This is a genomic window from Acidovorax sp. GW821-FHT10E03, assembly GCF_059415205.1.
In genome coordinates this window covers 212346-226763 of the sequence record NZ_JBWKMU010000011.1, presented here as the reverse complement: position 1 = coordinate 226763, position 14418 = coordinate 212346, and the positions used below count along the sequence as shown (strand labels likewise).

Genomic DNA, 14418 nt, shown 5'->3' with positions numbered 1-14418 from the left:
CACCTGCGAACCAGCCGCCGGGCGGAGTGAACGGGCCGCCATGGCGGCCCGCCGCGTTCAAGACGCCGAGCAGGTAAAGCTCTCGGCCTTGGCGGGGTCGCCCATGCCGTTGTAGCGCGGGAACTTGGGGTACTCGCACACCGGGCGCTGGGCCAGGGGGGTGCTGGTGCCGGGGGCAAATTTCGTTGCCACCAGCTTGTCGGGGGCCGCGCCTTTTTCCACCCAGGCGTCCATGGCAGCGAGCAGGTCGATGGAACGCGGCTCGGTGCCCGCCCCGTCCAGGTCATGCCCGTTGGAAGGCGAGGTGACCATGCGCGCAAAGCCCTGCACCTTGCTCGCGCCCAGGCGCTGCTTCACCGTGTCGAAGTATTCCGCCGTGCGGTACACCGACACGCAGGTGTCGCCCAGACCATACCAGATCAGCAGCTTGCCACCGTTGTCGGCAAAGGCGGAGATGTCAGGGTCGGTACCGTCGATCATCTCGGCCAGCCGCAGATATTTCGCCTGGTACCGGGTCGGGTCGTGCGTCAGGATGTTGGCGTTGGGGTTGCCTTCCACCAGGCGCGCGGCTTCCGTCACGGCCATGTGGTTGAACGAGTCGGGGTTCTCAAAACTGGTACCGAACATGTACGACTGCCAGTCCGAGGTGGACGCGCCGCCCCGGCCATAGCGCGGATAGCCCACGGCACCGCGCGACAGGGTCACGGGCGTCTTGTGGTCGCTGTAGATGAGGCGGATGGATTCGATCTGGCCGGCCGTCAGGCAGCTGTCGTTGTCGGCGCCCTGGCACAGCAGGTCGGTGGGCACGTAGTTGCATGCCGCGACGTTGCCGATGATGCCGTCCTTCAGGCCATCGAGACCATCACACGCGGCCGTCTCGGCCTTGGCATACAGCGCGATCTTGGCCGGGCTCATCCAGTTCTCGCGGCTCTTGAAGATGTGGCGCAGCACCGTGGGGCCCAGGTTGACCTGGTGCGCCTGCTGGCTGATGGCGGGCTCCATGGCCACCACGCCGTCGTAGTCCTTGGGGTACTTCTGCGTGGAGATCAGACCCGAGCGACCGCCGTTGGAGTGGCCCATGTGGTAGCGCCGCACGGGGCGCTTGCCGTAGAACTCCGTGGCGATGGTGGTGCCAATCTCCAGCACGAAGTGGTTGGCATCGAACGCATGGTTGCGCAGCGCCACATCGCTGTTGCCCCAGGCAAAGCCGCGCACCTGGTGGCCAGAGTCGGAACTGATCTTCACATAGGGATTGGCCGATGGACCCACGAGCTGCTGGTACCACGGGTCATCGGTCGGAATGAACCCGTCGAACCCACCGCCGCCAATCGTCAGCGTCTTGCCGTTCCACTGCGCCAGCGTGGGCAGCTCCACCGCCCAGTTGATCGTCGACTCGGGCGAGGACACGATCTGGCCGCGCACAATGCAGGCGTCCGGGAGCGTGCCCTCGGCCTTGCGCAACTCGGTGCGCGTGACCTTGGCGCCATGGGGCAAGGCGGTGGAGGTGTAGGCGGCGCAGGCCTCGGCCAGGGGCCTGCTGGCCAGGGGCGCGGGGGCATCGCCGCCGCCGCCGCAGGCCGTCAGCGCCACGGCGGCAAGGGCAGTCAGGGTGCAGGCGGCCCACCGCCCCGGGGAGGCACGGTGGTGGACGCGGCGATGGGGTGCCACGCCGGCAAGGAATGGAATCGGGAACATGCGGGAGTCTCCAGTGATGGTGGTTTTCAGGAGCCCAGGCACTGGCAGCAGCAGCAGGACGGCCGCCACCGCAGCCCTTGTGGCTCCGGTGGGGACGATAGGAAAAGAAGGCTCCCTTGCAGCCCCTGCAAATGCAGAGGGCCCGGGAAACTACCGAGCAGGCCTGGCTACCCGTTGCGCAGCGCCGCCACCAGCGCCAGCTTGTTGTTCACCCCCAGCACGGCGTAGGCGGTGCGCAGGTAGGTGCGCACGGTGGCGGGGGTGAGCCCCAGGGTGGCGGCGATGTCCTTGTGGGAACGCCCCTGGGCGTAGAGCATGGCGGCGCTCAGCTCGCGCGGGGCCAGTGGGGACTTCTGGTGGCGCGATGCCATGCTGACAGCCACCAGCGGACCGCAGGGTTCGAGCCGCAAGCGGCAGGATTTGCCCACCAACAGGCTGCAGGGAGCACGTGGCAGGGCCTGCAGAACCTCCAGCGGCACGCGGGTTCCCGTCCAGCCGGGGCACGCCTCGCCCAGCGCCATGCTGATGCGCAGGCCCGCAAACAGCAGCTCTCCCGAGGGCTCCGCCAGCGCAAAGCTGTCCCAGGGACGGCTGGCGGACTCGCTCTGCAGCCGCTGCAGCACGTGGTGCCAGTGCTGCAGCAGATGCACCACAAATTCGCCAAACAGCACGGTCTCTTCGTCGGTGAATTCCGAACGCGCCTGCGGGCGGTACACCGAGACAAAAAACATCAGCCCGCTGTGGGGCAGCTCGGCGGTGAGCGCCATGCAGTGGTACAGGCCATGGCGCTGGCTGAACGCCACCACCTCGGGGTGTTCCACGATATCGCCCACCACATCGCGCTCGCGGATCACCACGCCCAGCCGGGTCATGGACTGGCGCGCGAACTCGTCCACCGCGGACAGTTCGTTCCATTCCTGTGCAAAGCTCTGGCTCAGGCCGATGCTGCCATGCAGCCAGTTGCGCGGACCGGTGTGCACATCGCCGGCCGACACCTCGCCCCACCAGGCCGCGTCGAAGGGGACCAGCTCCCGCAGCGTCTGCAAGGCCTGGTGCAGCATGTCCTGCGGCGGCGCTTGCTGCGCCCCCCGCGCCAGCGCGAGCAGGCTGCGGCTGAGCGCCCGCAAGGCATCGGCGGGGCCGCGCCCGCCCGTTGCGGAAGGGGGCATGCTCATCGGCATACCGCCGGGGCGTCTTGCGCTGCGCGAAGCGCGTCGTCTGCGTGGGCCATGGCGCCAGTCTCCTGTTTTTTCAGGCGATGGTAGCGGCCACGCACGGGCCGCCACCCCAAGCCCCACCCGAGGCGGCGGCAGGTGCGTGCGCAGCCCGCTACGCGGCTGCAGCCCGCGCCGGCGCAAATGCTATCATTTTTATAGCTTTCTGCGCTTATTCACAAAGCGCCAGCGGCCAATTCCATTCCATTCAGCGTGCCAGCCCATCCACCGCCTGGAACATCGACTGCCGCGCCTGGCTGATGATCTGGCCCTTCCATTCATCGGTGTCGGTGTAGAACGCCGCCAGCATCTGCGCCTTGATCTGCGCGGCCTTGTCGGCGGGGGTGCCGGGGTGCAGGTTGAGCCACTGTTCGGCGCGAATCGCGTTCATCACATCGAGCACGGGCACGGTACCGTATTCCATGGCGATGCCGGTGTACTCGGCATGCGGGCATTCGTCGTAGATCGAGGTCCACATGAGGCCGGTGAGGAAGGCCGAGGTGGACGAGCCGTCATAGATGGAGGTGACCGGCGTGGCGCCGCCGCCATCCCACCAGGCGCGTGCGCGCGCCACGGCCACATCGTCGTCGTTGCCGGCGTAGATGCGCTCGCCATGGCCGCTGGGGCCCAGGCCCGTGTGCAGGTCGATCCACGCGATGTGCGACGCGCCCGCGCCATGCTGGCGCAGCACCTGGCGCAGCGTGCGGTTGCTCCAGGTGGGCTCGGTGCCGCCAAAGAACAGGCCTTGCGGAAACTCGTGCTGGCCCCGCGAGATGGCGGCCTGCCAGGCCGCCTCGCCCTTGGTGCCGATGTACTGCTGCACGGCGGCGGCATTCTCGGGCAACGGGGGCCACGCCTCGGGCAGCAGCAGCGGCTGGACTTCGCGGTAGGCCTCGTTCACGGGCAGGGGCTTTGAAAAGTCCTGGAAGTTGCGGTTCAGGTCCACGTTCTCGTGGGTGAAGCGGCGCACGTGCGAAAAACCATAGGGGTTGAGCGCGTGGATGTAGAGCGTGGCCACGCCGGCCGCGCGCGCCTTGTCGCGCCACTCCTGGTCGTGCAGCGCAAACACCTGCACGCCGCTGCCGCAGTAGCCTTCCACGCCGTGGCAGGCGCTGCTCACGATGAGCAGCCTGGTCGCATCGGCCGGGCCGTCGCGCACCACGTCCATGGCCAGGTCTTCGCCGTCGCGCCCTTTGAGCGGGTGGGCGTGTGATTCGATGGGCAGGCCCGCAGCGGCCGCGGCCTCCAGAAATTTCTTGCGGGCCTGGGCGTAGCTGGGCGAAAAGGCGCGGGCGATGCCGATCATGGGCGGTGGCTTTCGTGGGTGGGTTGGGAACAAGAGAAAAGAAAGCCCGGGCACGCAGGGGGCCCGGGGCGTCAGGACAGCCAAGAAGCCGGCGTCAGGCCGCCGTTGGCTGCGCCAGCCACTCCTCGGCCAGCTTGACCCAGTAGGTAGCGCCCAGCGGGATCAGGTCGTCGTTGAAGTCGTAGCTCGGGTTGTGCAGCGTGCAGGGCCCGCCGCCATGGCCCATCTCGCGGTGCGCGCCGTCGCCATTGGCGATGAAGCAGTAGGCACCGGGCTTGGCCTGCAGCATGAAGGCGAAGTCTTCCGCGCCCATGGTGGGCTCCTGCACCAGCACATTGGCCTCGCCCACGATGCCGGCCATCACCTTGCGCGCAAAGTCGGCCTCGGCCGGCGAGTTCACGGTGGGCGGGTAGTTGCGGTGGAAGTGGAATTCGCAGGTGGCGTCGTGCGCGGCGCAGGTGTGCTCGGCCACCTGCTTCATGCGCTTTTCGATCAGGTCCAGCACCTCGATGGAGAACGTGCGCACCGTGCCCTGCAGCTCGCAGCTGTCAGGCACCACGTTGGTGGCCTCGCCCGCGTGCACCATCGTCACCGAGATCACGCCCGCGTCCACGGGCTTCTTGTTGCGGCTGATGATGGTCTGGAAGGCCTGCACCATCTGGCAGGCGATCGGCACCGGGTCGATGCCGTTGTGCGGCAGCGCCGCATGGCTGCCCTTGCCGCGGATGGTGATCTTGAACTCGTTGCTGGACGCCATCACCGGGCCGGGGCTCACCGCGAACTGGCCCACGGGCATGCCAGGCCAGTTGTGCATGCCGTACACGGCCTGCATGGGGAACTGCTCGAACAGGCCGTCGGTGATCATCTCGCGCGCACCGCCGCCGCCCTCTTCGGCCGGCTGGAAGATCAGGTACACGGTGCCGTCGAAATTGCGGTGCCTGGCGAAATGCTGCGCCGCGGCCAGCAGCATGGCCACATGGCCGTCATGGCCGCAGGCGTGCATCTTGCCCTGGTGCTTGCTGGCGTGGGCAAAGGTGTTGAACTCCTGCATGGGCAGGGCGTCCATGTCGGCGCGCAGGCCGATGGCCCGTCCGCTGGCGCCGCCGTCGCGGCCCTTGACGATGCCGACCACGCCCGTGGTGCCCAGGCCCCGGTGGATGGGAATGCCCCATTCGGTGAGCTTTTGCGCCACCACATCGGCGGTGCGCACCTCTTCGAAGCACAGCTCGGGATGCGCGTGAATGTCCCGGCGCACGGCGGCAATACTGGCCGCCTGCGTGACGATGGAATCAATAACGTTCATGATATGTATCCTTACGATCTCACAGTCTAGCCCGCTGGCCTGCCCTGCGCCACCCGGGGTTTATTTGCACTGCAACATGAAGCTCTCCCCACACGCCCTCGAACTCGCGCAAACCCTGGTGCGCATGAACACCGTCAGCCACAACTCCAACCTGGAGCTGATCCATTTCATCCGCGACCACCTCGCCCGGCTGGGCGTGAAAAGCCGGCTGACCTTCAACGAGGACAAGACCAAGGCCAACCTGTTCGCCACCCTGGGCGAAGGCAAGCCGGCCGGCGTGATCCTTTCGGGCCACACGGACACCGTGCCGTGGGATGGGCAGGAATGGACGATGGACCCGCTGAGCGCGCGCGTCCTGGACGGCCCCGAGGGCCCGAGCCTGTATGGCCGGGGCAGCGCCGACATGAAGGCCTTCATCGGCATCGCCGTGTCGCAGGCCGAGCAGTTCCTCCACAGCAACGCGCCCTTCGCCGTGCACCTGGCCTTCAGCTATGAGGAAGAGATCGGCTGCTTCGGCGTCAAGGAACTGATCGCCGACCTGCGCGACGCGAACATCAAGCCGCTGGCCTGCATCGTGGGCGAACCCACCAGCATGGTGCCCGCCATCGCCCACAAGGGCGTGTACCGCTACAAGTGCTGCGTGCGCGGCAAGGAGGCGCACTCGTCGCTCACGCCCCATTCGGTCAACGCCATCGAGATGGCGGCCCGCGTGGTCGGCCGCCTGCGCGACATGGGCGAGGGTTTCGAGCGCGAGGAGCCCCGCTTCGAGGGCTTCGATGTGCCGTTCTCGACCACCAGCGTGGGCCAGTTCCACGGCGGCATCGCCGACAACGTGGTGCCGCGCGATGCCGAGTTCCGCTATGAATTCCGCGACCTGCCCACGGCCAACGCCGCGCAGATGCAGTCCGAGGTGGTGGCGTATGCGAAATCTCTGGAGCCGCGCATGAAGCAGGTGGCGCCGGCGGCCGGCTTCTCGTTCGAAACCATCTGCGAGATCCCGAGCTTCCTGGGCAGCAAGGACGACCCGGTGACGCGCTTGGCGCAGACCCTGTCGGGCGAGAAGAGCACCACCCTCGTCGCCTTCGGCACCGAGGCCGGCCTGTTCAAGAACGCCGGCATCTCCACCGTGGTCTGCGGCCCCGGCAGCATCCGCCAGGCGCACCAGCCGGACGAGTATGTGAGCCTGGAACAGCTGGCGCGCTGCGAGGCGTTCATGCAGGGGCTGGCGCGCACCACCTCGATCGACTAGCCAAGTCCTGCAAAGCCTCTGGCCAACGCAATCCCCACGCGGGCTGCAACTGGCGCGCCCCAGACCAGTGCCACCGTGGAACTGGCTCCGCCAGGCCACGGGTGGCGTCCCCCTCTGGGGAAGACGCGAAGCGGCTCAGGGGGATATCAAGTCCTCACGCGTCCGTCCCCCGTCAGCATCGACATCTCGACAAACTTCGACGCCGCGTGGCTGGTGGCGCTGAACGACACCGGAAACCCCGAGATCACCTGGTTGCCGATCGCCTCGGTGCCGGCGATGAAGCTCTCGCGCGTGAGCTTGCCACTGCCTTGCGCCTGCCGCAGGCCCTCGGTGAAGATGCGGGCGGCCAGGTAGCCTTCCATGCTGGAATAGTTGGGCTGCACCTTGTCGCCCCCCTTCTTGATGGCCTCCAGGAATTCGCGCGTGATCTGGCGCGAGGGCTGGTAGGGCGAGGGCACGACCTGCGAGACCACCACGCCCGCGCCGTCCTTGCCCAGCTCGTCGGCCAGGGCCTGCGTGCCCACGAAAGACACGTTGTAGAACGTGCCGCCGTACCCCGCCTTGCGCGCCGCGCGCACGAAGGCCGCGCTGCCCGCATAGGCGGCGATCTGCACCACGGCGTCGGGCTGGGCGGACACCAGCTTGTCCACGGCGGCCTTCACATCGGTGGAATTGCGCTCCACCGTGGCCGTGGCCACCGCCGCGAGCTTGAGCTCGGCCAGTGCCCGGTTCACGCCGTCGAGCCCGGCCTTGCCGTAGGCGTCGTTCTGGTAGAACACGGCGATCTTCTTGAGCCCGAGGTTGGTGAGTTGGCGCACGATGAGCGCGGTCTCGTCGTAGTAGGACGCGCGCACATGGAAGATGAGCCGGTTGAATGGCTGGCGCAGCGCCTCGGCCCCGGTGAAGGGGCCGAAGAACGGCACCTTCTCCCGGGTGAACAGGGGCAGCGCGGCCAGGCTGGTGGGGGTGCCGATGTAGCCGAACAGGGCGAACACCTCGTCGGCGATGAGTTTTCTGGTGTTTTCGGCGCAGCGGTCGGGCTCGTAGCCATCGTCCATGGTGCGGATCTCCACCATGCGCCGGCCCACGCCGCCCTGGGCGTTGAGCTGGTCGAAAAAGAGCTTGGCCCCCAGGTTGAACTGCACGCCCAGCTGCGCCGCCGGGCCGGTGAAGGCAGCCGACTGGCCCAGCACGATGCGGCCTTCGCCCTGGGCACCCGCCCTCTGGAAGCCCCCCAGCGCGGCCGCACCCAGGCCGATGGAAAACTGTCTGCGCCCCAATGCCATTTGCTTCATGGTGAAATCCCTCTTCCTGTCAACACAACGAGGCTGACCCCTCGATGCTGCCGGTGAGCAGCCTGCTGGGGAAGCGATGCGCAATTTGATAGATGTTGGTTAGATATGCACGCCGTTTCCAACCCTCTGGCAGTTTAACGACCACCCCACATATGTCCACGCCTTCCGCCACCATTTCTCCGCCAGCTGCCCCCGTCCAGGTGCGTGGCGCCTGCCCGCACGATTGCCCCGACACCTGCGCCCTGATCACCACCGTGGACGACAACGGCGTGGCCACCCGCGTGCAGGGCAATCCCGACCACCGCCACACCGACGGCGCGCTGTGCGCCAAGGTGAGCAAGTACACCGAGCGCAGCTACCACCCCGAGCGCGTGCTCACTCCGCTCAAGCGCACGGGCCCCAAGGGCAGCGGCCAGTTCGCGCCTGTCAGCTGGGACGAGGCCCTGGACGACATCGCCCATCGCCTGCAGTCCATCGCCGCGCGCGACCCCGAGGCCGTGCTGCCCTACAGCTACGCCGGCACCATGGGCATGGTGCAGGGCGAGAGCATGGACCGCCGCTTCTTCCACAAGCTCGGTGCATCGCTGCTCGACCGCACCATCTGCGCATCCGCCGGGGCCGAAGCGCTGACGCAGACCCTGGGCGGCAAGGTGGGCATGAAGGTGGAGTTCTTCGCCGAATCGCAGCTCATCCTCATCTGGGGCAGCAACTCCATCGGCAGCAACCTGCATTTCTGGCGCTACGCGCAGCAGGCCAAGCGCAATGGCGCCCGGCTGGTGTGCATCGACCCGCGCAAAAGCGAGACAGCCGACAAATGCCACGAGCACATCGCCCTGCGCCCGGGCACCGATGCCGCGCTGGCCCTGGCGCTGATGCACGAGCTGATCGCCCACGACTGGCTGGACCACGACTACATCGCGCGCCACACGCTGGGCTGGGACCCGCTGCGCGAGCGCGCCCTGCAGTGGCCGCCCGAGCGCGCCGCCGAGATCTGCGGCATTCCGGTCGAGCAGATCCGCCAGCTGGCCCAGGACTACGGAACCACCAAGCCCGCCGCCATCCGCCTGAACTACGGCATGCAGCGCGTGCGCGGCGGCGGCAACGCGGTGCGCGCCGTGGCCTGCCTGCCCGCCCTCACCGGTGCCTGGCGCCACCGCGCGGGCGGCGTGCTGCTGTCCAGCTCCGGCCAGTTCCCGGCGCAGCGCGCGGTGCTGCAGCGGCCCGACCTGATGCCCCAGGCGGCCTCAGGGCGCGTGCCCCGCACCATCAACATGACGACCATCGGCGACGACCTGCTGCGCGAGGCATCGCCCGCCTTCGGCCCGAAGGTCGAGGCCGTGGTGGTCTACAACAGCAACCCCGTGGCGGTGGCCCCGGACTCGGGCAAGGTGGTGCGCGGCTTTGCGCGCGAAGACCTGTTCACCGTGGTGCTGGAGCACTTCAAGACCGACACCGCCGACTACGCGGACTACATCCTGCCCGCCACCACGCAGCTCGAACACTGGGACGTGCACCTGTCCTACGGCCACACCGACGTGGTGCTCAACCGCCCCGCCATCCAGCCCTTGAGCGAGGCCCGCAGCAACGCCCAGATCTTCCGCGACCTGGCCGCGCGCATGGGCTTTGCCGACCCCTGCTTTGCCGACACCGACGAGGCGCTGTGCCGCCAGGCGTTTGGGGATGCCGTGGACTACGCGCTGCTCGAATCCCAGGGCTTTGCCACCGTGGCCATCCCGGATGCACTGTTCGCCGAAGGCAACTTTCCGTCACCGTCGGGCAAGTGCGAGTTCTACAGCGCCCGCCTGGCCGCCCAGGGCCTGGACGGCCTGCCCGACCACCTGCCCAACTACGAACTGCAGGGCACCGACGCACGCTACCCCCTGGCCATGATCTCGCCGCCTGCGCGCAACTTTTTGAACTCCACCTTCGTGAACGTGACGAGCCTGCGCAACATCGAAGGCCGCCCGATCCTGGAGATCCACCCCGACGACGCCGAAGCCCGCGGCATCGCCAACGACGCCGTGGTGCGCGTGTTCAACGACCGTGGCAGCTACCAGTGCCACGCCACCGTCTCCCGCCGCGCACGGCCCGGCGTGGTCAACGGCCTGGGCATCTGGTGGCGCAAGCTGGGGCTTGACGGCACCAACGTGAACGAGGTCACCAGCCAGGCCCTCACGGACCTGGGCCGCGCGCCGACGTTTTATGACTGCTTGGTGGAGGTGGAGGCTGTGGAGGCAGCGGCAATAGCAGGCTGACCGCGCTCTGCCAGACACGCAGAATGCTCATGTTTTGATAGCTAATGGCGCTTATTGGACAGGCGCCAGTAGCTATTTTCACTAAAAACCACCTCTCACTGTGCCTGCATGGCATGGGTGCGGCCTGCGTCCCCCGCAGTCAACGCCAGAAAGTGATGCACCACGGGCCGCTCCGCTCCCTGGTGAAACCGCAGCGCCTCCGCCTGCAGGTCCGCGTCCGCCTTGGACACGCGGTGGTGCTGGCGCCGGTGCTCGGCCCAGGATTCGACCAGGAACCATTCGATGACCCGGCCCGGCTCGCCGGTGTGTTCGGCCACGCCCCAGGCGTAGGCACCGTCGCGGCGGCGCTCCTGGGACAAGCGCTGCATGGCCTGCAGGAAGGCGGGCAGGTCGGGCTTGGCGATGCGGTATTCGATCTGCACCATCACCGGGCCCCGGTCGTGCGCGACGGGCTCGGCCAGCAGGGGCTCGGGCCAGTGGTTGGAGGGCTGCAGGTCGGCCTCGCCGGTGGGCAGCTTCACGCGGTGAAAGATGAGCGATGCCACCACCAGCCCGGCCGCGCCCATCAGCAGCGTGACCGGCAAGCCGGCCTGCCCCGCGATGAGGCCCCAGCCCAGGCTGCCGGCGGCCATCGCGCCGTTGAAGACCATGAGGTAGATGGCCAGGCCGCGGCCGCGCACCCAGTTGGGCAGCACGGCCTGGGCCACGCCGTTGAGGGTGGTCAGCGCGATGATCCAGCCCAGGCCCAGCACCAGCATCAGCGCCACGGCGGCCCACTGGGGCGGGGCCACGGTCAGCACGCCCATGACGGCGGCGGTGAGCAGGGATGCCAGCAGCACCAGGCCGTCGGTGTCGAGCCGCTGGCGCAAACGGGGCAGCAGCACGGCGCCCAGGATGGCGCCCGCGCCCACGGCGCCCAGCATCACGCCGTAAAAGCCTGCCGAGCCGCCCAGCATGCGGCGCGCCACCAGCGGCAGCAGCGCCCAGACGGAGCTGGCAAACAGAAAGAACACGGCCGCGCGCAGCAGCACCACGTGCAGTTCGCGGCTGGCGCGGGCGTAGCGCACGCCGGCGCGGAAGGCGCCGAAGAACTGCTCGTTCAGGCCTGACGCCTCGGCCTTCGGGCGCTTCCACCACAGCAGCGCGGCGATCACGAACACATAGCTCAGCACGTCCAGGCCGTAGGCCATCGCCGCGCCGAAGCTGGCCAGCAGCAGGCCGCCCGCCGCAGGGCCGATGGCGCGTGCGATGTTGATGCCCAGCGAGTTGAGCGCCACGGCGCTCTTGAGTTCGCTGCGCGGCACCAGCTCGGGCACGATGGACTGCCAGGTGGGGCCCATGAGCGCAGCGCCGATGCCGCCCACGAAGGTCAGCGCCACCAGCCACTCGACCGTCAGCGTGTGGGTGTTGGCCAGGATGAGCAGCGTACCGCTGACGGCGGCCAGCAGCACCTGCACGCCGATGAGGAAACGGCGTCGGTCCAGGATGTCCGACAGCACACCCGCGGGAATGGCGAGCAGAAAGACCGGCAGCGTGGCGGCCGTCTGGATCAGCGCGACCGCGGTGGGGCTGGACGAGAGCTCGGTCACCATCCAGGCGCTGGCCACGTCGCGCATGAAGCTGCCGATGTTGCCCAGCACCGTGGCGGTCCACAGCACCGCGAAGACGGGAATGGCCAGCGGCGCGAAGCTGCCCGATGCGGTGGTGGTGTCGGGTTTGGTTGGGCGGTGATCAGACATGGCGGCCTCCGAGGTCGTGCCAGGCGACGAGCAGCATGCCGCCCACCAGGCCCCAATGTTCAAAAAATGCGTTGGCGCTGCGCTGCCGATCGGCGGGCGGTGCAGCCCAGAAGCGGTCCGCCAGCAAGGCGGCGAGCACGGTGAAGCCCGCCAGGGCCAGCGCCCCCAGCCAGCGGTACCAGCCCGACAGGATGAGCGCCGAGGCCGAGAGCTGCAGCACCAGCGTGGCGGCAGCGATGGGCGCGGCGGGCGCCAGGCCGAGCGAGCGCACCTCGGCCACGGCACCGGCAAAGTCACGGGCCTTGCCGATGCCGCCCTGCAGGTAGGCGGCGCACAGGCACAGCAGCGCCAGCGTCTGCACCCAGGGAGCGGTGGCGGCGGTGTGCAATGCGTGCAGCACCGTCACACCGCCCAGCAGGCGCAGCCGAGCGCACCCCAAAAGCCCTGCAGGTCGGACACGGGCAGCTTGCTGCTCCAGGCCGTGGCATGGGCGTGGCCGTGCAGGTTGCAGTTGCTGGCACAGCCGCAGTTCGCCGCCGCGTTGCGCAGCACGGCCTGCAGCGGCGCGCCGTCCGGCCCTCCCTGGGCGCCCCAGGCGCCGTAGCCGCCGAAGGTGCGCACGGGCGACCAGTCGGGCATGGCGGGCGGCGGGGCCGCGTCGTCGAAGCGCGCGAAGTCGCCCACGCCATAGACCACCTTGCCGCCCACCACGGTGAGCAGGGCCGTGGTGTCGGCGATGTCGGACTCGGGGCAGGCAAAGAAGTCGCGGTCCGGCACGACGAGGTCGGCCAGCTGGCCCGCCTCGATGCGGCCCTTTTTGCCCTGCTCGTTGCTGAACCAGGTGACGTTCTCGGTCCACATGCGCAGGGCCTGGTCGCGGGTGAGGCAGTTGCGCTGCGGCGTGAGCTGCAGGCCGCCCACCGTCTTGCCGGTGACGAGCCAGGACAGCGACACCCAGGGGTTGTAGCTGGCCACGCGGGTGGCGTCGGTGCCGGCGGACACGTTGACGCCCTTCTCCAGCATGCGCTTGACCGGGGGCGTGGCCTCGGCCGCCGCGGCGCCGTAGCGCTCGACGAAGTACTCGCCCTGGTAGGCCATGCGGTGCTGCACGGCCACGCCGCCGCCCAGGGCGGCGATGCGGTCGATCGACTTTTCCGAAATGGTCTCGGCGTGGTCGAAGAACCAGTTCAGGCCGGCCAGCGGCGTGTCCTGGTTGACCTTTTCGAACACGTTGAGCGCGCGCTCGATGGTCTCGTCGTAGGTGGCGTGCATGCGCCAGGGCCAGCGGTTCTGCGCGAGGATGCGCACCACCTCTTCCAGCTCGCCTTCCATGCCGGGCGCAAGCTCGGGCTGGGGCTGGCGGAAGTCCTCGAAGTCGGCGGCGGAGAACACCAGCATCTCGCCCGCGCCGTTGTGGCGAAAGTAATCCGTGCCCTGCTTGTACTGCGAGGTGGCCGTCCAGCTCAGGAAGTCTTCCTTCTCGTGCTGGGGCTTTTGCGTGAACAGGTTGTAGGCCAGGCGGATGGTGAGCTGGTCGGCATCGGCCAGCTCCTGGATCACGTCGTAGTCATCCGGATAGTTCTGCATACCACCGCCCGCGTCGATGGCGCCGGTCACGCCCAGGCGGTTGAGCTCGCGCATGAAGTGGCGCGTGGAGTTGACCTGGTAGTCGTGCGGCAGCTTGGGGCCCTTGGCCAGCGTGGCATACAGGATGGCCGCGTTGGGCTTGGCCAGCAGCAGGCCCGTGGGGTTGCCCGCGCTGTCGCGCACGATCTCGCCACCGGGTGGTGCGGGCGTGTCCTTGCCGTAGCCCACGGCGCGCAGCGCGGCGCCGTTGAGCAGCGCGCGGTCGTACAGGTGCAGGATGAACACCGGGGTGTCGGGCGCCACGGCGTTCAGCTCGGCCAGCGTGGGCAGGCGCTTTTCCGCAAACTGGTGCTCGGTGAAGCCGCCCACCACGCGCACCCACTGCGGCGCGGGCGTCACCGCCACCTGCGCTTTGAGCATGGCCATGGCATCGGCCAGGCTGCGCACCCCGTCCCACCGCAGCTCCATGTTGAAGTTGAGGCCGCCGCGGATGATGTGCAGGTGGTTGTCGATGAGCCCCGGCAGCACGCTGCGCCCGCCCAGGTCGATGACCCGCGTGCCCGCACCGGCCAGCGCCATCACCTCGCGGTCGTCGCCCACCTTGGTGAAGCGCCCTTGCGCAATAGCGACCGCGCTGGCCGTGGGGTTGGCGCGGTCCAGCGTGGTGAAGCGCCCGTTGCGCAGGATGAGGTCAGGGGTTTGGCCGGGTTGTGTCATGGTCTTCGGACTTCGAAATTTCAGCATTGGCAGAGCGCAAAGAGTGCACCAGATTTCG

At 68.4% G+C, this 14418-nt stretch carries 10 protein-coding genes; 2 read left to right on the top strand and 8 right to left on the bottom strand.

Features of this window, described 5'->3' with window-relative positions:
• Positions 1 to 57: 57 nt before the first annotated feature.
• The 4 genes from AC07OD_RS20290 to AC07OD_RS20275 form a co-directional block, all read right to left on the bottom strand.
• On the bottom strand, positions 58 to 1695 hold the full coding sequence (locus tag AC07OD_RS20290; RefSeq protein WP_494597889.1) for a tannase/feruloyl esterase family alpha/beta hydrolase: 1638 nt from the start codon (positions 1693 to 1695) through the stop codon (positions 58 to 60).
• A gap of 167 nt (positions 1696 to 1862) precedes the next feature.
• Positions 1863 to 2864 (bottom strand): LuxR C-terminal-related transcriptional regulator, encoded by a 1002-nt coding sequence (locus tag AC07OD_RS20285; RefSeq protein ID WP_369641244.1) that lies wholly within the window; start codon positions 2862 to 2864, stop codon positions 1863 to 1865.
• Positions 2865 to 3117: 253 nt separating this feature from the next.
• Positions 3118 to 4215 (bottom strand): M14 family metallopeptidase, encoded by a 1098-nt coding sequence (locus tag AC07OD_RS20280; protein ID WP_218297277.1) that lies wholly within the window; start codon positions 4213 to 4215, stop codon positions 3118 to 3120.
• A 94-nt stretch (positions 4216 to 4309) separates the two neighbouring features.
• Positions 4310 to 5518, bottom strand: coding sequence for a M20 aminoacylase family protein (locus tag AC07OD_RS20275; RefSeq protein WP_218297278.1), 1209 nt, complete (start codon positions 5516 to 5518; stop codon positions 4310 to 4312).
• Between the two features lie 76 nt (positions 5519 to 5594).
• Between AC07OD_RS20275 and argE the strand changes: the two genes are divergently transcribed.
• Positions 5595 to 6767: an acetylornithine deacetylase gene (gene argE / locus AC07OD_RS20270; protein ID WP_494597888.1), complete on the top strand. Its 1173-nt coding sequence runs from the start codon at positions 5595 to 5597 to the stop codon at positions 6765 to 6767.
• 146 nt (positions 6768 to 6913) lie between these two features.
• On the opposite strand, the gene AC07OD_RS20265 is transcribed toward argE, so the two are convergent.
• Positions 6914 to 8062: an ABC transporter substrate-binding protein gene (locus AC07OD_RS20265; RefSeq protein WP_492245666.1), complete on the bottom strand. Its 1149-nt coding sequence runs from the start codon at positions 8060 to 8062 to the stop codon at positions 6914 to 6916.
• Between the two features lie 152 nt (positions 8063 to 8214).
• Here AC07OD_RS20265 and AC07OD_RS20260 point away from each other — a divergent pair, with 152 nt between their 5' ends.
• Positions 8215 to 10317, top strand: a complete 2103-nt coding sequence (locus tag AC07OD_RS20260; protein WP_494597887.1) for a molybdopterin-containing oxidoreductase family protein — start codon at positions 8215 to 8217, stop codon at positions 10315 to 10317.
• A gap of 95 nt (positions 10318 to 10412) precedes the next feature.
• Here AC07OD_RS20260 and AC07OD_RS20255 read toward each other — a convergent pair whose 3' ends face one another.
• From AC07OD_RS20255 to AC07OD_RS20245, 3 genes are read right to left on the bottom strand one after another with little or no spacing between them, the layout of a single operon-like run.
• Positions 10413 to 12056, bottom strand: a complete 1644-nt coding sequence (locus AC07OD_RS20255; RefSeq protein WP_494597886.1) for an MFS transporter — start codon at positions 12054 to 12056, stop codon at positions 10413 to 10415.
• Entirely contained in the window at positions 12049 to 12453 is a 405-nt protein-coding gene (locus tag AC07OD_RS20250; RefSeq protein WP_492245750.1) for a DoxX family protein, read from the bottom strand. The genes AC07OD_RS20255 and AC07OD_RS20250 overlap by 8 nt, the downstream gene beginning before the upstream one ends.
• 5 nt (positions 12454 to 12458) lie before the next feature.
• Positions 12459 to 14360: an amidohydrolase gene (locus AC07OD_RS20245; protein ID WP_494597885.1), complete on the bottom strand. Its 1902-nt coding sequence runs from the start codon at positions 14358 to 14360 to the stop codon at positions 12459 to 12461.
• Between the last annotated feature and the right edge of the window lie 58 nt (positions 14361 to 14418).